Raw genomic sequence first — 20,287 nt, 5'->3', positions numbered from 1 at the left:
CTGGTCAGCCATGGATCAGAGGTTTCCAGTCGCGCAAGCCGGTCAGGTGATCGGCCTTTTGGGCGGGTCATTCGACCCCGCCCACGAAGGCCATGCCCATATCACCCGCGTGGCCTTGCGCCGTTTCGGACTGGACCGCGTGTGGTGGCTCGTCTCTCCGGGGAACCCGTTAAAAGAGCACGGCCCAGCACCGTTGGACCTGCGCATTGAACGTGCCCGCAAGGTCATCAATGACCCGCGTGTTATCGTCACGGGCATCGAAGCACGGCTCGGTACGCGCTACACCGCTGAAACCATCGCTGCCCTGCAACAACGCTATCGCGGCGTGCGGTTTGTTTGGTTGATGGGGGCCGATAACCTGTCACAGTTTGATCGCTGGCAGAGCTGGAAACAGATCGCCAATTCGGTGCCTATCGGTGTCGTCGCCCGTCCGGGGTATGGCGTTCAGGCGCGGACCTCGAAAATGGCGCGGATGTTTAGGGGCGCGCAATTGGATCCCCGCGCGTCTAATGTGCTTGGCTCCCACGACGCGCCCGCGTGGTGCTATGTGAACCACCCGCTCTCGCATGCATCGAGCACCGCGATCCGCGATAAGGGCGAATGGGATCACGGCAAGGCAGGCGCATGACGGTTCGACTGACACGCCGCGCCGCCATGATCGGCCTCTTGTCGTCTAGCGCGTCCATCGCGTTGGCTGGCGCACCTACGCAGTCACCCCGTCCGACCGAACGACCAGCTTTTTGGCCACCCGCCCCGCGCCCCGTGACCCGTCCAGAGGTCGAAGACCTGATCGCCGAGGCCCGATTGGGCGGAACTACGGGCTTTGTCATTGCGGACGCCCAAACGGGCGAAGTCATCGAACGTGGATCGGCGCATGTGCCACTCCCTCCAGCGAGCGTGACGAAAACCCTGACATCGGTTTACGGGCTAGAGGCTCTCGGGCCGCATTACCAATTCAGGACCACCCTTCGCGCTGAGGGCACGATCACCGATGGGGTGCTGGATGGCACGCTTATCTTGGCGGGTGGCGGCGATCCGACCTTGGTCACGGATGACCTCGCTGCGATGGCAGAGGGGCTTGCCGCGACGGGTCTGCGCGAAGTGCGCGGCGGGTTCGAGGTCTGGAACGGCGCCCTGCCCTACATCAATGAAATCGACCCAGACCAGCTCGACCATCTGGGCTATAACCCTGCGGTGTCGGGGCTGAACCTGAACTTTAACCGCGTGTATTTTGAATGGGCGCGGACGGCGGGGGACTATCGCGTCAGCCTAGACGCCCGAAGCGAACTTTACCGCCCCGAAGTGCATATGGCACGAATGCGAGTCGTTGATCGTGATCTGCCTGTTTACACCTACGATGCCGATGGCGAGGTCGATGACTGGACGGTTGCGCGGCGTGCCTTGGGGAACGACGGTTCTCGTTGGCTCCCCGTTCGGCAACCCGCGCTCTACGCGGGTGATGTGTTCCGCAGTTTTGCCAGCAGCCACGGCATCACCCTGCCCGCGCCGACGAAACGTAGCCGTGCTCCGCGTGGCGCAATACTGGTGACCCATAGCAGCGAACCGCTGACCACTGTTGTGCGCGATTGCCTCAAATACTCGACCAACCTCACGGCTGAGGCGATTGGCCTAGCTGCAAGCGCCCGCCTTTCTGGAGACGTTGAGGACCAGCACAGATCCGCCCAACACATGTGCGATTGGATCGCCCAGCGCACGGGGGCACGGGTCGCCGTCGAAGATCACTCTGGCCTTGGAAGCGATTCGAAGGTGAGCCCGGCGCAGATGGTGAAATTCCTGACGACCGATGGGGTCGAGGCGCAACTTCGACCGTTACTGAAGTCCATTCCGATTAAGGATGAAAACGGTCGCCCGATGGAAACCCCGATCAAAGTCGAGGCGAAAACGGGCACGTTGAACTTTGTCTCTACGCTTGCGGGATACATCCACACGGAGACGGGTCGCGAACTGGCATTCGCGATTTTCTCGGCCAACCTCGGGGAACGCATAGCCGCCGAAGGTAGCCTAGACGATGTGCCAGCGGGCGCGGTCGGATGGAACCACCGCGCCAAGGCGCTGCAACAAGAGCTGCTGAAACGCTGGGGCCGCTATTAGATCGTCATATGACGCGCACGCGCACCACGTTCGATTGCCGCGGCATGCAGGCGGTCGATATCCAACTCGTGGCGGATTTCTTCCAACATACGTGCTTCGGCGCCTTCGATCCGACCATCTGCTGCCGCAACATCGCAGGACAACGCATAGGCCGTTTCAAATAGTTTTTCAGGCAATGCATCACGGATCAGGCCGAACAAGGCGTCCAATCCATCTTCTTGCTCCAACAGATCGAAAACGGTCTGAGACAGGCGCGGCAGGCGGATTTCATCGAATTCCGCGAATACTGGCAAATGGTTGATCATATTGTTGATCCGCACCAATTCCGCGGTGCGGATGTCGGCGTCGCTTGCGGAAACGGCAATCATCAGGGCAACAAGTGCGTCCTGAGCGGTCATTGGGGCGTCTTCGATCATTGTCGTCTCCATCGTGTTACACCCCTTCATTTATTGACGACATGGCGCTGTCGCAATAGGGAGTGCGCTTGAGACCTGCCATGGGGGCGGGCCATAAATCTGAGAGTATCACAATGACCGACGTGCGCGCAGTAGCGATGGAGAGCAAGGCATGGCCCTTTGAAGAAGCCCGCGCCCTACTCAAACGCTATGAAAAGGCGCCGCCGGAAAAGGGATACGTTCTGTTTGAGACAGGATACGGGCCGTCGGGTCTGCCGCATATCGGCACTTTTGGCGAAGTTCTGCGGACCACGATGATCCGCAATGCATTCCACCAAATTTCGGACATCCCGACCCGTCTGATCTGTTTCTCGGACGACCTTGACGGGATGCGCAAGGTTCCGACCAACGTCCCCAATCAGGACATGCTCAAAGACCATGAGCAAAAGCCGCTGACCTCTGTGCCCGATCCGTTCGGTGAATTCGAATCCTTCGGCCACCACAACAACGCGATGCTGCGCCGTTTCCTCGATACCTTTGGGTTCGAGTACGAGTTCTATTCGGCAACTGAGTTCTACAAGTCGGGCCAGTTCGACGAAGTCCTGAAACGCGCTGTCGATAAATACGACGACATCATGAAAGTGATGCTGGCCTCGCTGCGCGACGAACGTCAGGCGACCTATTCGATCTTCCTTCCGATCCACCCTGAAACGGGCCGCGTTTTGTACGTGCCGATGAAGGAAGTGAACCGCGAAAACTACACGATCACCTTTGACGACGAGACAGGCAAAGAATGGACACTGCCCGTCACGGGTGGCAACGTGAAACTCCAGTGGAAGCCGGACTTTGGCGCACGCTGGGCTGCGCTTGGCGTCGATTTTGAGATGTATGGCAAGGACCACTCCACCAACACCAACATCTACGACCGCATCTCGGAAATCCTCGGCGCGAAAAAGCCGAACCACATGGTGTATGAGCTATTCCTCGACGCGAACGGTGAAAAGATTTCGAAGTCCAAAGGCAACGGTATCTCCATCGACGAATGGCTGACCTATGCCTCGACGGAATCGCTGTCCTACTTCATGTTCCTGAAGCCCAAGACCGCAAAGCGCCTGCACTTTGATGTGATCCCAAAGATGATGGACGAATATCACCAGCAGCTGAACGCCTACCACGGTCAGGATGCCAAAGGTCAGCTGGCGAGCCCCGTCTACCACATTCACAACGGTAACGTTCCGCAGTCCAACATGGTCGTGCCGTTCTCCATGCTTCTCAACCTCGCGTCTGTTTCGGGCGCAGAGGACAAGGGCGCAATGTGGGGCTTTATCCAGCGCTACGCACCCGACGCGGGCCCAGAGTCGCACCCCGATCTGGATCAGGCCGCAGGCTTTGCCGTGCGCTACTATCAGGACTTCGTGAAGCCTGAGAAAACCTACCGCGCGCCAAACGATCAAGAACGCGCCGCAATGCAGGACATGGTCACACGCCTCAAGGCTTGGGACGGCGGTCTGGATGCCGAAGAACTGCAGTCGATGGTCTTTGCCGTTGGTAAGGACCACGAGTTCGAGAACCTCCGCGATTGGTTCAAGGCCCTCTACGAGGTGCTCTTGGGCGCATCCCAAGGTCCGCGTTTCGGTGGTTTCATCGCGCTCTACGGCGTTGAAGAAAGCATCAAGCTGATCGAAGACGGTTTAGCCGGTAAACTCGGCTAACGTCTTGAACCTGTTACGTCATGGGCGCATCATTCGCCCATGACGACAGGTTACGAACCCCTCAACACGCTCAAGACGATTGGACCGGACATCTGGATTGCAGATGGTCCGCATATCTCGTTTTATGGCCTCCCCTTCCCGACCCGAATGACGGTCGTGCGATTGGCCGATGGCGGTCTGTGGATACATTCCCCAATCAAACCCGATGACAAACTCATCGCGCAGATCAACAAAATCGGCCCTGTTCGGCATTTGATCGGGCCGAACTGGATTCACTACGCCTCGCTCCACGATTGGAAAACGCGCTATCCCGCGGCGCTGGTTTGGGTGGCGCCAGGGGTTGAAGCACGCGCCGCAAAACATAATGTGCCGCTGACCGTCGATGAACACCTTATCGACACGGCGCCCGATGCGTGGGCGGATCAGTTAGACCAAATGATCGTGCGCGGCAGCAAAATCCACCACGAGGCCGTGTTTTATCACGCAGCGTCGAAAACGCTGATCCTCACTGATCTGATCGAGAATTTTGAACGTCGCACCCTGCCGTGGTGGATGCGTATCCTTACCAAATTCGCTCGCATTCAGCATCCTGACGGGCAAATGCCGATTGATATGCGCCAGACTTTTAACGGCCATCGTGACCAACTGCGGACAGCGGTCGAACAGATGATATCGTGGGGACCTGAACAGGTGATCCTTGCCCACGGGCATTGGTATCAGCGTGACGGCGTGGCCGAACTGAAACGCGCGTTTCGGTTTCTGTTCTAGGCGCAGGGGGCACCGTCACGGTGGTCTAAGCAGATGTTCAAACTGACCTGATATTTCTAGCGCAAAGCTGGAATGAAAGAGGTCATCATGAACAAAGCTATTACCGACGGTCTGGTCTTTATGCCGCCTGAATTCGCGCTCGGTCTTTCTGTATGGTCGAGCGGGGAAGGCACCCCAGGATCGGACACCTACGACGGATCAGGACAGGGCGTCTATGTGCCCGCCGATCAGCATTTTGACGGCTGTATTGAAATTCTATCGACCGCCGCCCTGCAAAAGCTGCGATACATGGGGCAAACGACGATCCTGCCGGGCTGTTATCTGCGCGTCACCGCACGGGTTAAGGCGATCTCTGGTCCGCTGCCCACTGTGCGCATTGCGGGCTGGGCTGGTGGCGCGGGTGGCAATCACGTAGCGGGCCTCACCGAGACAGGGCCAGAGGTTACGCTGAGCGCCTATGGCGAGGTGACAGAGATCAGCGCGATTGTCGGCACAGGTCCGCGCGGTGGCGTCGATATGATCTGGCCGAACGCGATTTACGGTCACTTTGGCATCGACATCGTGAACGGCACGGGCGGCGTGGTCCGCGTCGATGACATCGTGATTGAGGATATCACCAACGTCTACATCCGCGACATGATCGGCTTTGTCGATGTGCGCGATTACGGCGCTGTGGGGGATGGCGTCACCGACGACAGTGCCGCGTTTGAAGCCGCCGATGCCGATGCGCGGGGACGTGAGGTGCTCGTCTCTGATGGCGTATTTTACCTCGCCAACCATGTGACCATCGAGAACCAGATCCATTTCTCGGGCTCGGTTGTGATGCCCGACGACAAACGGCTCGTCCTGCAAAAGAACTTTGACTTTGCGACCTATAACGATGCCTTCCCCGACGAAGAGGTCGCCTTTCGCAAGGCATTTCAGGCGCTTTTGAACAACGCGGATCATGACTCGCTCGACCTTTGCGGACGGCGGATTCAATTGAACGGCCCCGTAGATATGCAGGCCGCCGAGGGCACCAAAACCACCTACGCCAGCCGACGCGCAGTCCGAAATGGTCAGCTTCAAGCGAATAGCTCTGCCAATTGGGACGATGTCACGGTCACATCGCAAGCGACCTATTCGGCGGCCAATTCGCGGCAACTGACGAATGTGGTGAACATCGCTAACATCCCCATCGGATCGCACATCACGGGCAACGGGGTCGGCCGCGAAATCTATGTCAAAGACCGCAATATCGCCGCGCAAACCATCACACTCAACCAGCCGCTCTATGATGCGGAGGGGACGCAGGTCTTTACCTTCAGGCGGTTCCAATATCTGCTCGATTTTTCGGGGTTCGAGAGCATTTCGAACTTCATCATCGACGGGGTGGATTTTAACTGTCAGGGCAACGCTAGTGGAGTGATGCTGGCTATTGAGGGCAGCATTTTCCAACTCCGCGACTGCCGCATGACCAAACCCAAAGACCGCGGGATCACCTCTGTCGGTGGGGCTTGTCAGGGTCTGACCATCGACCGTTGCCAGTTCCTATCGAACGAAATGGATCAACCCGTCAGCAACCGCACCACAATCGGGTTCAACGCAAACGCCAACGACGTGAAAATCCGCGATTGCCGCGTTGTGCGGTTCAAACACTTCTGCCTTTTGGGCGGGACTGGTAACCTGATCGTCGGCAACCACTGGTTCCACGGGGATGGCGAAACGGATGGTGTGCGCAAGGGCGGGATCATCTTTACCACGCCGAACGCAAAGTCGGTGATCACGGGTAATTACATCGACAACAACTTTATCGAATGGACCAACGAACACGACGAAACGCCCGCCTTGGGACAACAATATTCGTTTGGGGGCCTGACGATCACGGGGAATATTTTTACCGCCAACGATGTGGCCGATTGGTTCAACTACATCGTCATCAAACCCTACGGCCCAAATCACTACATCCACGGCATTTCGGTGACGGGGAACACCTTCCGCGTGCTCAATGGCAGTATCCAGCGGATCGAGAAAGTCGACACCACCTTTGCCGATCTCGACTACGGGCGGATGCGGAATGTCCTGTTCCAAGGCAACACGTTTAATGGCGTCCAAGAGGAGGTCGAAAACCCCGCAATGATCGAACATAGCCAAGATACGGCAAGCTCTGCTTGGGTCGTCGATACGGCCCCTCTCCTGCCGTTCGGCGGACGGTCCCGCACCGTGGAAAGCTGCGCACCCAACGGCGCGATCACCAACGCCTCGAACGCAACGCAGTTCGTAACCCCTTGGATCGACGCATCATATGGCACCGCGCAGAGCCAAGTCCGACTGGTCTGGCCCTCGGCGGTCAAAGGCAAGGTCTGGGTAAAGGCCCGCATGGACAAACCCCTTTGATCAAAGGGTGATCTGAATCAATGCGGCGACTCTGCGGGCGTGGTTGGTAGGGGTCAGAAACAGGAGTCTGATATGTACAAACACATCCTTGTGCCGGTCTCATTTGACGCGGGTTATGATCACCTCGATCCCTTTCCGATCGCAAAGGCGCTCGCTGAACCAGATGCGCGGATCAGCCTGATCCACGTCCTCGAAGAAGTGCCCAGCTACGCGATTTCCTACATGCCCGATGACTTCCGCGCAGAAAGCCGCGAAGCCATACGCAATGACCTACAGGAAAGAGCCGCAGACATCCCCAATGCCGAAGTTTGGGTGGTTGATGGTCACGCTGGCCGCACCATCCTCGACTGGGCCGAAGAGCACGGCGTCGACCTTATCGTCATGGCCTCGCACCATCCGGGTCTGGGCGATTATCTGATCGGCTCGACCGCAGCGCGGGTTGTGCGTCATGCGCAATGCGCTGTGCACGTCATGCGCTGATCATTGAAAAACATTTGGCCACGGGTTTCCTCGTGGCCAAACTTCGTGTTCTCTGAACACACAGTAGGAGACACACAATGCGCATCACACTTGCACTGATCACCCTGACACTTCTCACCGCATGTGGTGGCGTGCCGTTGGTGCCGTTTATCTAACGCGACTTACGACTGCGTTTGTTGCCACCGCGCTGCCCCGCGCGGCCAGCGGATGACCGACCTGATGCCTTGCGGCTTTCCTCGACCGCATCGTCGACGGCGGACTGTCGGGCCAATGGATCGTCTGAAATCACCAGATCGACCGTCTCTAGCCGTTTGACTTCATCGCGCAGACGGGCGGCTTCCTCGAATTCGAGGTTTTCAGCGGCCTTGCGCATATCATTGCGGAGCCCTTCCAGTACCGCCTCAAGGTTCCCGCCGTGGAGCGGTTTGTCGACCGTAGCCGTGACGCGTGATTGATCGGTGTCACCTTTGTAGAGGCCTGCAAGGATATCCTCGACGTTCTTTTTGACCGTCTGCGGGGTGATCCCGTGTTCTTCGTTATAGGCCATCTGGCGGGCACGGCGGCGTTCTGTTTCGCCCAGCGCCCGTTCCATCGACCCTGTGATCCGATCCGCATACATGATCACGCGGCCTTCGGCGTTTCGCGCCGCACGACCGATAGTCTGGATGAGCGAGGTTTCAGAACGCAAGAAGCCCTCTTTGTCCGCATCGAGGATCGCAACCAATCCGCATTCAGGAATATCGAGACCCTCGCGCAAGAGGTTGATACCGATCAGCACGTCAAAGGCCCCCAAACGCAGGTCACGCAGGATTTCGATCCGCTCAATCGTATCAATGTCCGAGTGCATGTAGCGCACGCGAATGCCCTGTTCGTGCATGTATTCGGTCAGGTCTTCGGCCATGCGTTTGGTCAGCGTGGTGCAGAGCGTCCGATAACCTTGGGCCGCGACCTTGCGCACTTCGTCCAAAAGGTCATCGACCTGCATCTCAACAGGACGAATTTCGACGACAGGGTCAAGGAGGCCCGTCGGACGAATGATCTGTTCGGTAAAGACACCGCCCGTTTGTTCCAACTCCCATGAGGCAGGCGTTGCCGATACATAGATCGACTGCGGACGCATGGCGTCCCATTCTTCAAACTTGAGCGGGCGGTTATCCATACAGGACGGCAGACGGAACCCGTGCTCTGCCAGCGTGAATTTACGACGGTAGTCGCCCTTATACATGCCGCCGATCTGCGGCACGGACACGTGGCTTTCGTCGGCAAAAACGATCGCATTATCAGGGATAAATTCGAACAACGTTGGCGGTGGCTCGCCCGGGGCGCGGCCCGTCAAATACCGCGAATAGTTTTCGATGCCGTTACAGACGCCTGTCGCCTCGAGCATCTCGAGATCAAAGTTCGTTCGCTGCTCAAGACGCTGCGCCTCCAGCAATTTCCCTTCGTCCTGCAATTGCTTCAGACGGACTTGGAGTTCTTCTTTGATGCCCTTGATCGCCTGCTGCATCGTTGGGCGCGGGGTCACGTAGTGGCTGTTCGCGTAAATTCTTACCTTATCGAAAGTATCGGTCTTCTCGCCCGTCAGCGGGTCAAATTCGTGAATAACCTCAAGCTCTTCGCCAAAGAACGACAACCGCCATGCCCGATCATCCAAGTGGGCAGGCCAAATCTCAAGGCTATCGCCACGCACACGGAAACATCCCCGTTGGAACGCCGCATCATTGCGCCGATATTGCTGCGCCACGAGATCCGCCATCACCTGACGCTGGTCATACATTTTGCCCGCGAACAGGTCCTGCGTCATGGCCGAATAGGTTTCGACCGAACCGATACCGTAGATACACGAAACCGACGCCACGATGATCACATCGTCCCGCTCTAACAGTGCCCGCGTGGCCGAGTGGCGCATACGGTCGATCTGTTCGTTAATCTGGCTCTCTTTTTCGATGTAGGTGTCCGACCGCGGCACATAGGCTTCAGGCTGGTAGTAATCGTAGTAGGACACGAAATATTCGACGGCGTTGTCGGGGAAGAAACCTTTGAACTCCCCATAAAGCTGCGCCGCGAGCGTCTTGTTCGGGGCGAGGATAATGGCGGGGCGCTGCGTTTCCTCGATCACCTTGGCCATAGTGAATGTCTTACCCGTGCCCGTTGCCCCCAACAGCACCTGATCGCGCTCACCCTGCAAAACCCCCGTCGATAGTTCCGCAATCGCCGTGGGCTGATCGCCTGCGGGTTCGAACTCTGTGCTCATGACAAACCGTTTGCCGCCTTCCAGCTTTTCGCGCTGTTGAGGCGCGCGGTGCAGCATTGGCATGTCTTGGGGGTTGTTGTTGTGCATCTGAGCTCCTTTGTCGGCCCTTATAATGTCCTCTTTTTGTTCACCTTCAAGGGGGGAGCAATCATCTGCTGACATAGCTTGAAACTGTCTGCGTTTTTCACGATAAGGAACCAAGGAATTTGGAGGCATACCGATGCGCGCACGAATCTACCGCCCAGCAAAAACTGCAATGTCGTCTGGCACCGCAAAGATGAAGCAATGGGTTTTGGAATACGCTCCGGCCTCGGCACGCGAAGTTGACCCGCTGATGGGCTGGACCTCGTCGGGTGACACGCAAGCGCAAGTCAAACTGAAGTTCGACTCCAAAGAAGCGGCAATGGACTACGCTCAGGCGCATGGCATCGACGCCGTCGTCCAAGACCCCAAGACCCGCAAACCCAACGTGCGTCCCGGCGGCTACGGCGACAACTTCGCCACCAACCGCCGCACCGTCTGGACCCACTGAGGTGTAAAACGGGGCAAAGTTGTCTCGGTTTCGGGGCAAAGATTTCGCGATGACTTTTCCAGCACAAAATGTAGGCGCCTACTGGGCGCCTTTTCTATATGTTGATTATGGATGAGAAATGACCGATTTGATGCCATCACCTCGTCAGATCGATAGGCATTAATTTGGAAATCGCTTGAAATATGCGATGGATCAGAATGCGTCTTTTACATTTTGGGCGGTTAGCGGTCATTCGCTGAACCAAGAAAACGATGAGGCAAGAACACAGCTCGATCTTGCCTCATCAAGCTTATTTCGTCCGTTGAGCATCACGTGTTAGGGCAGCTAGACGGTAAAATCCGTGGACCATCTTAGTGAATGGTGTCAGCGTGAAAAACGCCAATACCGCGCCCAAGTGAAGAAACAGGGTCACCGGCATCAGCTCGGTATTTCCGAGCAAATAGAGAAGCAGTCCGCTGAATGCCACGAAACCCAGGAGACCGATGAACCCGATTTCTCCGGAGAATGCGTTGTTTGCAGAAAGTGCCTTGTCTGCCTTCAGTTTGAGCCGGATCATTTGAAGGCAGCCGAGCGAAAGCATGACTCCTCCTACGACGCCCAAGAGTTTTGGCAACGACCACAACGGATAAGGTGCGGGCATGTCGAAGAGGTAATGCATAAATGTTGCAGAACTCGTCGCGGCGAAGCATAGCAAAAATCCATACATCACTGCCTGGTGCGCGTGGCGTCGGCCTTGGGAAAACCGATCAGTTTCCTCGAAATTACACCCATCACCATGACCGCCTTTTAGGTTCTTCATTACGGCAGCTGCGGCAAATGCTTTTTTGAGGTGAGCCAACTTTACAGGGTCACCATCAACAGAACGCCAATACCTGCGAAGACTCATCGCTATGCTCACCAACGGAAATACGAAAGCCGGCATGAAAATGGCGACCATCATGTTATGAGACAGGATTGAGTAGAAGCCTTCGCCACCGATCGTTGCCACCTGCCTTGCTAACCAAAAGAAGAATGCAAACCCTACTGTCGCCATCAGGGCGATCAATGCACCATTCTTCTGAAAGGCTTTGGCTGCGGATTTTGGATAGGCAAACTCTTCCCAGCTTTGCTGACGCACATTGGCCAACGCCTGCGGCAGGTTGAGGTCAAACTCATGCGGCGCTGTGTACTGACATGCGTAGTAGCAGCCTCTGCAATTGTGGCAAAGATTGGCAAGCTGGGTCAAATTTCCATCAGAAAAGGCGCGCTCGGCGTGGAGCGCTGGAAACACTGAACAATATCCCTCGCAGTAACGGCAAGCGTTACAGATCTCTGCCTGTCGGCGCGCTTCATTTAGAAAATCAATTTGCATGGGCAGCGGCCTCCTTGCCTGCGATGCGTCCAAAGACTGTTCCGATCGTCATGCCAAAACCGGCCAAGTATCCCTGCCCCAAGATTGAACCAGCCATTGTTTCGCCAGCCGCCCATAGGTTGGTTATTGGGCGGTTCCCCACAGAACATTGCGCTTTTTCATCCACTTTTAGACCGAGATAGGTGAATGTGACGCCGGTTCTGAGGCTGTAGCCGTAGAACGGCGCTTCTGTGATTGGTCGTGCCCAGTTGGTTTTCGCGGGGTTAAGTCCGGTGGTTCTTACACCGTCTAGTTCGGTCGGGTGAAAATTGGAGGTATCACCACAAGACCTATTGAATTCCTCAACCGTATTTTTCAGTGCGCTTGGCGAAAGACCCATCTTTTCGGCCAACTCTTCAATGCTGTCAGCTTTGATTGGCGGAAATACAGATGGCATGAATAGATTCAGAGACTTTGCATCAATGATGACGTACCCGACCTGATCTGGTTGTGCCGCAACCAAGCGACCCCAGATCGCATAGCGCTTTGGCCAGACATCTTCGCCTTCGTCATAGAACCGCTCGCAGTTCTTATTCACGACGATTGAGAACGGCACGCAGTCCAATCGGGTGACAATGCCACCGTCAAATTTTGGAGCACGCCCATCAATGGCAACCGCGTGGCACTGTGTGGGATCTCCAACCTGCTCAACGCCCTGATTGAGAAGGTCTGCGAGAACGACACCTCTGTTGAAAGGTGTGCCGCGGATGAGGAAGTTTTTCGCGGCTGGCCCCCAAGCACGGGCAAGCCAGTCGGTGTCGGCTTGAAAACCACCCGAAGCGACCACGACAGACTTTGGATAGACTCGATGCGTTTCATCGGCCAGCGTGTAGTCAAGATAGCTCACCCGATCATCATCCAATTCGATGTGGGTCACCGCCGCTTCGTACATCACAGTCACGCCGAGTTTTTCGGCGGTTCGGTAATACGCATTAACGAGACTTTTACCCCCGCCCAAGAAAAACGCGTTCGTGCGCGCCAGCGAGAGCGTTCCCGACAATGACGGCTGGAACCGAACGCCGTGTTCCTCCATCCAAGGCAGACACTCTTCGGACGCGCGTATGGCCAGACGGGCCAGACCCTCATGTGTCTTGCCACCAGTAACTTTCATAAGGTCACTGAAATACTCGTCCTCGGTGTAGCTTTCGATCAATGGCCCAAGTGGTCCATGATGCATGCACCGGAAGTTACGGGTGTGCCGAGAATTACCACCTCGATAGGGTTTTGGAGCGGTTTCGAGGATCAGGACGCGCGCACCTTCTTCGGCAGCAGTCATTGCTGCGCAAAGGGCGGCGTTCCCTCCTCCAACCACGACTACATCCCAGTTGGGATCGTTCGCTGTTGACTGTCTGTTCATCTCTGTATTGCTTTTATCTGCACCGCAATTCACGGTTTCTGGTTTCATCGCTTGTTGGAGGGAGGAACCAGCCAGATAGAGTGTTAGTCCTCCGTAACTGGCAATTGCCTCAGGGCGCGAATTCGCACTCTTTGGGCGGCTTGGATATGAGCGCGCATCGCCTTTTCAGCGGTATCGCCATCACGCGAACGAATTGCTGTAAGAACATCATTGTGTTCCTCAATCGCGCGTTCTGCTCGGTCGGGCTGAGTCAAAGTGGTCGGCCCCAAAATCATCAAAGACTTCTGCAGGCTATCCATTGATTTCGCCAGAAAGCGGTTTTTCGTCGAATGAAGCAAAGCGTGGTGGAATTGGCGGTTCAACCTAAACGCCTCAGGCGAATTGCCCGCCGCAGCCAGGTCGTCGTTCAAAGCGATCAATTCTTCAATCTCAATGTCCGATGCGGAACGGGCAGCAAGGCGCGCAGCAGTCCCTTCTAAGACTGACCGCATTTCATACAGCTCCATCACCTCCGCATAGTCGAGGCTCCTTATGGTGGCCCCTTGTCGCGGCTGATGAGAAACTAAACCATCTGCTTCGAGGAGCCGGATAGCTTCACGGATCGGCGTTCGGCTAATTCCAAACCGCTCTGCCAAATCGGTTTCACGCAAGCGATCACCAGCCGCCAGACGTCCTTCACGGATATCAGACAACAATTGAAGATAAGCCTGATTGCCCTGCGGCCCATCGGCGGAAATGTTGTCGTCGTGCTTTGCCATAACAACTACCTTGCATATTGTATCCAAGTGTATACATTCGGATTCAAAGCAAGTCAAATGTTAGATAATCCAATGGCAAAGCCCCAACTTTCAAATGGCTCCATGAGAGCAGTCACCTTTGCCTTGGCTCTGATAGGTGTCGGCGTTTTCTTGGCCCTCGACCTGCCCCTGCCATTCCTGTTCGGCCCCATGTTTGCCTGCCTATTGGCGGCCCTCACAGGCCTTCCTCTCAAAGGGTTTGGTGACATTTCGGTTGGTGCGCGCACTATTCTGGGCGTCGCGGTTGGCGCAAGTATTACACCTGCACTGTTCCATCAGCTCCCGACGATGCTGGTCTCTATCGCTATGATACCTGTGTTCATTTTCGCGATTGGGGCCGTTGGGGTCCCGTTTTTCAGACGCATTTGGAAACTAGACCCTACCACGTCGTACTACGCGGCGATGCCAGGTGGGTTGCAGGACATGGTCATCTTTGGAACAGAGGCAGGTGGAGACCCACGCGCGCTGTCGCTCATTCACGCGACGAGAGTCCTGATTATTGTCACTATCGCACCTTTCGTCCTAACCACTCTTTATGACGCTTCCCTCAATAATCCGATCGGCACCCCAGTAGCGGACGTTCCTTTGATGGAACTCGTCCTTATGGCGATTGCAGCCATTGGTGGTTGGAAAATTGGGACCCGCGTTGGATTGTTTGGGGCGTCTATCCTTGGCCCTATGATAGCGACCGCTGCGCTGTCGCTCGGCGATCTCATTCACGTCCGCCCCCCTCGCGAAGCAATCCTTTTCGCCCAATTCTTCATTGGGGTCGGCATCGGGGTGCATTTTGTCGGCGTTACGCTAAAGGAACTTCGGCGCTTCGTTGCAGCAGGTATCGCTTACGTTGCTCTTCTCGCCGTGCTCGCCGAGTTCTTTAGCCAGATCGTCTTCTATTTTGGCCTGGGCGGGAAAGTCGAAGCTTTTTTGGCCTTCGCTCCCGGCGGCCAAGCAGAGATGACTGTTCTGGCCATCATCGCAGGCGCTGATCTGGGTTATGTCGTAACCCATCATCTAGTCCGGATCATTCTCGTGATTACCGGAGCGCCTTTGATTGCGGGGCTGATCAAACGTTCCAAGCTTCGGGATTGATCATATGAATGGGTGAACCATTCGCAAAGGCGTTCACTTGATCAAAGATATCTGAGAATTGAAAATCAAACTCATCTTCGGTCACGAAACCAATATGAGGCGTTGCGATTAGATTTGGATGACTTAGCAGTGGATCCGTGGGATCGAGCAGAGGTTCAACGTCAAAGACATCAATAGCCGCATATTCGGGTCTGCCCCGATTGAGGCCTTCCAAAAGCGCGCCCGCCTCGATCAATCCTGCTCGGGAGGTGTTAACGAATACCGAACCTTCTCGCATCGATGCCAAGTCAGTCGCGGTGATCAGCCCCTTAGTCTGAGGCAGCATCCGCACGTGTACTGACACAATATCGCATGAGCCAAAGAACTCTTCCCGCGACGAAGGGACGGTATTGCCATCTGCAATAGCCCGACGACGACCTTCTTCAGACCCCCACCAGATGACATTAAGTCCAAACGCCTTGGCATAACCCGCAACGGCCTTGGCAATGCGTCCATATCCATAAAGGCCTAGCGTGCTGCCATGTAGAGTTTTTCCCACGCCGACCTGCCAAGTCCCCGCTTTTGCCGAAGCCATCTGCTGTGGCAGTTGGCGCATTGCAGACAAAATCAGCGCAAAGGTCAATTCGGCAGCGGCATGCGCAGGCGCCTCACCGCTGGTCTTAGAACAAACGAGAATGCCGTGATCGGTACAGGCTTGCACATCGATGTGGGGATAGACGCCACGTTGGCTGATTAATCTGAGGTTCGGGAGTCGCGCAACAAGATCACGCGTCACTTTCGTTCTTTCGCGGAAGAGGACAACACCGTCTGCGTCACTCAAACGGTCAACGAGCTGATCAATATCCGCAACATGATCTGTCCAGACAGTAACATCGTGCTGATCGAGCTTTTCAAAGCATGGCAAACCACTGAGCGTGTTAAACCAGTCATCTAGGATATGAATTTTCATAGTGTGTCCCCCTAACATGCCCGCAGCCAAAAGGTTTGACCGCGTCAGTCCGAATGCGCCGAAGCTAAGTCGCTTTAGTGAGAAAGCAACACAGGTATCTTTGTGTCCCGCAGAACAGTCGCCGTCACGCCGCCAATGAAGTCTTCGCGGAACTTGGAATGTTCGTAGGCTCCCATAACAAGAAGCGTTGCGTCTTGGCGTTTGCAGAAATTGACCAACGCATCCCCAATCGATGTGACACGAGGCAAGTCGTGATGGATAGCATCCGTACCGTGACGGCTGAGATGTTGAAGCAAATCGTCAACGGGTGGATTATCCGTCCCTCGCACGGTCAAGAGGCTGACCTTCCCTTCATCCTCGAGAATTCTCAGGCTATCGGACACGACTCTTGCAGCCGCACGCCCACCATCCCAAGCAACCGCCACATGGCTGTGGGTACCAGACAGGCTGAAGTCAGCTGGAACAACGATGACAGGTCGACCGCTAATAAGAGCTATGCGATCGGGATGCAGGGTGATGTGTTCATCGTCATTGTCTAAGTGCTGACCGACGATCAAAAGGTCGAATGATCTTGCAGTGCGCGCTAATAGATCATCAACGCGTCCCGAGGTCCGACGGAATGTCAGACGGTCTCCCATATCGAGTTCGGTCGACAACTCGATAAATTTTGCCTCAATTTTATTGATGACTTCATCGTTAGCATTGGCGATCAGTGCTGCAGCTTGCGCTGGTATCCAACGATGCTTGCGATCTATGACATCGTGTGTCGTATGAGCCAAAATAGCGGTCACATATGCTTCGTCCTTATCTGCGAGCATCGCCGCATATTTAAGAGCAGAAACAGAAGAGGCCGAACCATTAAAGGCCACCAAAATATTCAGAACTGGCATCTGTGCCTCCTATTTCTTCCATACATCAGCTGGGACGTAGACATGCCCATCCGCCAATTTTCGAGCGGTCCGGACCAGCCCTGCTGATTTGAGGTTGAAACCGTCTTCATTAGAAAAATCGACCAGCACATCGATGTTACCAGAGGCGTGTTCTAGGATGACTTCGGCTGGTCCCGTTGATGGTCGATCCAGCAATCCATCAGAAACAGTCCCAGGGGTTAGAGCACAAGACGCAAGGCACTGCGCCCCTGTTACCGCCATTGTCGGGTGCGTATTCCACGGCATAAAGTATCGTGTCGCGATCGTCCCGCCGTTCTTAGCCGGCGCTAGCAATCCGAATTTGGGTGTGACGGATTTCGAAACATCCCCCATACCCATGGCCGCGCCCGCTTCGATCCGGATCGCCTCCATTCGCGCAAAGAAGTCGCGATTGGCGTCCAGTTCTTCAGCGGACTCATATCCCGTAAGTCCAAAATCAGATGCACGAGCTATAACCAATGGCATGGCGACGTCCATGCACGTGACCTCGATCCCGCCAATAACATCAGTTAGATTTCCGGTCGGCAAAAACGCCCCAGTCGACGACCCGACGACGCCCATAAAATTGAGAGCAACAGGCGCAGACGTCCCTGGAACTCCCGCAATTTCTGCCTGCCCGGTATAGTCCAATTTTCCGCCGGGCGTTTGGACCTTTGCAACAACCTGTGCTCCTGTATTCACCGCGTTGATCTTGATTTCAGTGACATCCCCCAAGGGTTCTACCAACCCCATTTCGAGAGCAGCTGGACCAACGCCGGAAAGGATATTCCCACAAGTTGGCTTGAAATCAACGAGACGATCTTCGACCGAAACCTGTGCAAAAAAGTAGTCCACATCAGCCCAGCTGTCAGTCGACCGGCTCAACATCGCGACCTTGGTTGTGACTGCGGCTCCGCCACCAATGCCGTCGATATTAAGTTTGTGTCCAGACCCGATCACAGCCAACAATACCTCGGCCAAATGATCGAGATCTTCTGGAAGATCTGCGCGGCTAAAATACGGACCACGAGATGTACCACCACGCATAAAAACGTACGGAATAGGATGTTGTGTCATTTCAACGGCCACGGCATATCAACCGCTCCCTGCAAAAGTCCTGGGGGGAAATCACGGTTCAATGCGCCGGCCATCAAACAGATGAACCCTAGGCCACATGCCGTGAGGATAAGAGTTTTGAACCAACCAGCCTGAGCGCGAACCCGAAGGAACGTGATCAAGAAACCAACCAAAGCGATGATGAAACCAACGACCCACGTGGCCGCGATCAATCCCGCAAACCACGCCAACGTCGACCAAAGGCCGTAAGGCGCGTCCGCATCTTCACCGGCCACTTCTTTGTCGGCAAAGACCACATCGCCTTCGGGGCTACGCATCATCTGCACCAACACAATCAAGCAACAGGCCAGCGAAATCCCACCAACAACGAGCGGCACGATTTTATCGGTCATGTTGAAGTCTGGGATCGCATTGGCGTTCAACAGCGCAACAACGAGATAGGCTGTGATGATCAGCAAGAACGTAACGGGTGCCCGCTTGCTACCAGACTGAACATCGCCTTCCGCCATGATCGCTTTGGCCTGACGGATGCCAAAGACAACCGAAATCAGGGTAACGATGATCAATACAATGACGATTGGGCTGAACAGATATTCCATGCCCGTCTCAAAGCCGCGACGGAACTTGAAGCTCGCAATCTGAAACGCTTGGTTGGAAAACTTTTCCACGGGGTTCGACAAAACAAACCCAATCAGGAATGCGGGTCGTGACCAATCAAAGCGCCGCAGGAAAATACCGACCAACCCGATCGCAAAGAGAGCAAGGAGGTCTTCAAAGCTCTGACCAGATTGGAATGCCGCAAAGCTGATCAGCATGAACAGGAATGGTGCAAGGTATGTGAAGCGGATCGTCGTCAACCGTGCGATCCCGCCCGACAACGCGATACACATCAGCGTGCCAAACACGTTTGCGAGCGCGAGCAACCAGACGATCGAATAAGTGATGTCGAGGTTGTCCTTGAGCATCTTAGGCCCGACTTCGATGTCACCAGAGCCCAGAAGAGCAATAGCGCCGATGAAGATCGCCATTGATCCCGAACCCGGGATACCAAAGAGCAAGGTCGGAACGAGGCCACCGCCTTCTTTCGCGTTGTTCGAGCTTTCAGGCCCAATGACACCGCGCACATTACCTTTGCCAAAGCCCGATTTATCTTTGGTGGTCTGAACCGTGTGGCCATAAGCGATCCAGTCAACAACGGATCCACCAAGGCCAGGAATGATGCCGACAAGGACACCGATCAACGAGCAGCGGACGGACAGCCAGATATTGTCAAACCAGTCCTTTACCCCGCTCAGCCAACCAGCGCCCAAATTGCTATTCTCAGAGATGGAGCGGTCTTGACGAAGCAGAGACACAATTTCTGGAATCGCAAAGATACCAAGGCCGACAATCACCAACTGAAGGCCATCGGTCAGGTATGGGATGTCATAGCTGGCCATACGAAGCGAACCGCCAGCGTCGGCGATCCCGATAGTCCCGACCATCATGCCGAGGCCAGCAGCGGCCAGTCCTTTCAACGGAACGCGCCCTGCAAGCACAGCCACCATCGAAAGTCCTAGGACCGTTATCATCAGCATTTCGGGTAACCCGAATGCCAAAACAATAGGACGCGCGACCAAGATAAACGCAGTCAGGAAGAGAGCCCCAACTAAGCCGCCAAACAGAGAAGATGCGAATGCCGCAGAAAGCGCACGCGCGGCCTCGCCTTTCTTCGCCATCGGGAAACCATCAAGCACAGTTGCCTGAGATGCCGATGACCCAGGTATCCCCATTAGGACCGAAGCAAAGGTGTCTGACGTTGGCACAACCGCCACCATCCCCACCATCAAGGCCAAACCGTAAACGGGTTCCATGCCGAACATGAAGGGGAGCAGGAGGGACAAGCCGGCGATACCACCAAGGCCAGGGAAAACCCCAACCGCGAGGCCCATGGTGACACCAAGGATTAGATAGCCCAGCACAATAGGCTGGAGTATCAATGCCCATGCGTCACCGAGCGCAGGAAGTGCGTTGGCGAAAATCTCCATCGGAGTCGCTTTCTGTTAATTTGGATTTTTTGATGAGGTGCGCCCCCTCGTATTCGAGAGGGCG

The 20,287-nt window shown here is 55.5% G+C and carries 17 protein-coding genes; 8 read left to right on the top strand and 9 right to left on the bottom strand.

Features of this window, described 5'->3' with window-relative positions:
- Window positions 1-10 precede the first annotated feature (10 nt).
- Window positions 11-628 carry a nicotinate-nucleotide adenylyltransferase gene (locus tag QWY83_RS11990; protein WP_249946887.1) on the top strand — a complete coding sequence of 206 codons (618 nt, stop codon included), beginning with the start codon at window positions 11-13 and terminating at the stop codon, window positions 626-628.
- Window positions 625-2,112 (top strand): D-alanyl-D-alanine carboxypeptidase/D-alanyl-D-alanine endopeptidase, encoded by a 1,488-nt coding sequence (dacB, locus tag QWY83_RS11985; RefSeq protein WP_249946886.1) that lies wholly within the window; start codon window positions 625-627, stop codon window positions 2,110-2,112. Before QWY83_RS11990 ends, dacB begins: the two co-directional genes overlap by 4 nt.
- On the opposite strand, the gene QWY83_RS11980 is transcribed toward dacB, so the two are convergent.
- Window positions 2,109-2,528, bottom strand: a complete 420-nt coding sequence (locus tag QWY83_RS11980; protein WP_067550901.1) for a tellurite resistance TerB family protein — start codon at window positions 2,526-2,528, stop codon at window positions 2,109-2,111. The two genes, dacB and QWY83_RS11980, sit on opposite strands and share 4 nt — an antisense overlap.
- A 113-nt stretch (window positions 2,529-2,641) precedes the next feature.
- Here QWY83_RS11980 and QWY83_RS11975 point away from each other — a divergent pair, with 113 nt between their 5' ends.
- The 4 genes from QWY83_RS11975 to QWY83_RS11960 all read left to right on the top strand — a co-directional run bounded on the left by QWY83_RS11975 (window position 2,642) and on the right by QWY83_RS11960 (window position 7,843).
- Window positions 2,642-4,219: a lysine--tRNA ligase gene (locus tag QWY83_RS11975; protein WP_249946885.1), complete on the top strand. Its 1,578-nt coding sequence runs from the start codon at window positions 2,642-2,644 to the stop codon at window positions 4,217-4,219.
- A 39-nt stretch (window positions 4,220-4,258) separates the two neighbouring features.
- Window positions 4,259-4,987, top strand: a complete 729-nt coding sequence (locus QWY83_RS11970) for a DUF4336 domain-containing protein (RefSeq protein ID WP_249946884.1) — start codon at window positions 4,259-4,261, stop codon at window positions 4,985-4,987.
- Window positions 4,988-5,074: 87 nt separating this feature from the next.
- Window positions 5,075-7,363 carry a glycosyl hydrolase family 28-related protein gene (locus QWY83_RS11965; RefSeq protein ID WP_249946883.1) on the top strand — a complete coding sequence of 763 codons (2,289 nt, stop codon included), beginning with the start codon at window positions 5,075-5,077 and terminating at the stop codon, window positions 7,361-7,363.
- 72 nt (window positions 7,364-7,435) lie between these two features.
- Entirely contained in the window at window positions 7,436-7,843 is a 408-nt protein-coding gene (locus QWY83_RS11960; RefSeq protein ID WP_105234165.1) for a universal stress protein, read from the top strand.
- 151 nt (window positions 7,844-7,994) lie between these two features.
- On the opposite strand, the gene uvrB is transcribed toward QWY83_RS11960, so the two are convergent.
- Window positions 7,995-10,184: an excinuclease ABC subunit UvrB gene (gene uvrB, locus QWY83_RS11955; protein ID WP_105234164.1), complete on the bottom strand. Its 2,190-nt coding sequence runs from the start codon at window positions 10,182-10,184 to the stop codon at window positions 7,995-7,997.
- Window positions 10,185-10,317: 133 nt separating this feature from the next.
- Here uvrB and QWY83_RS11950 point away from each other — a divergent pair, with 133 nt between their 5' ends.
- Window positions 10,318-10,629, top strand: coding sequence for an ETC complex I subunit (locus QWY83_RS11950; RefSeq protein ID WP_249946882.1), 312 nt, complete (start codon window positions 10,318-10,320; stop codon window positions 10,627-10,629).
- A 289-nt stretch (window positions 10,630-10,918) separates the two neighbouring features.
- Here QWY83_RS11950 and tcuB read toward each other — a convergent pair whose 3' ends face one another.
- The 3 genes from tcuB to QWY83_RS11935 all read right to left on the bottom strand — a co-directional run bounded on the left by tcuB (window position 10,919) and on the right by QWY83_RS11935 (window position 14,134).
- Window positions 10,919-11,980 (bottom strand): tricarballylate utilization 4Fe-4S protein TcuB, encoded by a 1,062-nt coding sequence (gene tcuB / locus QWY83_RS11945; RefSeq protein WP_249946881.1) that lies wholly within the window; start codon window positions 11,978-11,980, stop codon window positions 10,919-10,921.
- Window positions 11,970-13,295 carry an FAD-dependent tricarballylate dehydrogenase TcuA gene (tcuA, locus tag QWY83_RS11940; protein WP_435404526.1) on the bottom strand — a complete coding sequence of 442 codons (1,326 nt, stop codon included), beginning with the start codon at window positions 13,293-13,295 and terminating at the stop codon, window positions 11,970-11,972. The genes tcuB and tcuA overlap by 11 nt, the downstream gene beginning before the upstream one ends.
- 164 nt (window positions 13,296-13,459) lie before the next feature.
- On the bottom strand, window positions 13,460-14,134 hold the full coding sequence (locus QWY83_RS11935) for a GntR family transcriptional regulator (protein ID WP_353958953.1): 675 nt from the start codon (window positions 14,132-14,134) through the stop codon (window positions 13,460-13,462).
- A 102-nt stretch (window positions 14,135-14,236) separates the two neighbouring features.
- Here QWY83_RS11935 and QWY83_RS11930 point away from each other — a divergent pair, with 102 nt between their 5' ends.
- Entirely contained in the window at window positions 14,237-15,262 is a 1,026-nt protein-coding gene (locus tag QWY83_RS11930; protein WP_249946878.1) for an AbrB family transcriptional regulator, read from the top strand.
- Here the strand turns inward: QWY83_RS11930 and QWY83_RS11925 are convergent.
- From QWY83_RS11925 to QWY83_RS11910, 4 genes are all read right to left on the bottom strand, one after another.
- The gene (locus QWY83_RS11925) at window positions 15,237-16,211 is read right to left on the bottom strand and encodes a D-2-hydroxyacid dehydrogenase family protein (protein WP_249946877.1); all 975 of its coding nucleotides are present in this window, start codon (window positions 16,209-16,211) and stop codon (window positions 15,237-15,239) included. The two genes, QWY83_RS11930 and QWY83_RS11925, sit on opposite strands and share 26 nt — an antisense overlap.
- A gap of 74 nt (window positions 16,212-16,285) precedes the next feature.
- A complete protein-coding gene (locus QWY83_RS11920; protein WP_249946876.1) occupies window positions 16,286-17,101 on the bottom strand; it encodes a universal stress protein in 816 nt (271 codons plus the stop codon).
- Between the two features lie 9 nt (window positions 17,102-17,110).
- The gene (locus QWY83_RS11915; protein WP_249947055.1) at window positions 17,111-18,196 is read right to left on the bottom strand and encodes a 4-oxalomesaconate tautomerase; all 1,086 of its coding nucleotides are present in this window, start codon (window positions 18,194-18,196) and stop codon (window positions 17,111-17,113) included.
- Complete coding sequence (locus QWY83_RS11910) at window positions 18,193-20,223, bottom strand: tripartite tricarboxylate transporter permease (RefSeq protein ID WP_249946875.1); 2,031 nt, start codon at window positions 20,221-20,223, stop codon at window positions 18,193-18,195. The genes QWY83_RS11915 and QWY83_RS11910 overlap by 4 nt, the downstream gene beginning before the upstream one ends.
- Window positions 20,224-20,287: the final 64 nt, after the last annotated feature.

The sequence above is a fragment of the Marivivens donghaensis genome (assembly GCF_030410045.1).
Classification (GTDB): Bacteria; Pseudomonadota; Alphaproteobacteria; order Rhodobacterales; family Rhodobacteraceae; genus Marivivens; species Marivivens donghaensis.
Note: the sequence above shows the minus strand (reverse complement) of the source record. Positions and strands in the feature narration are given on the sequence as shown.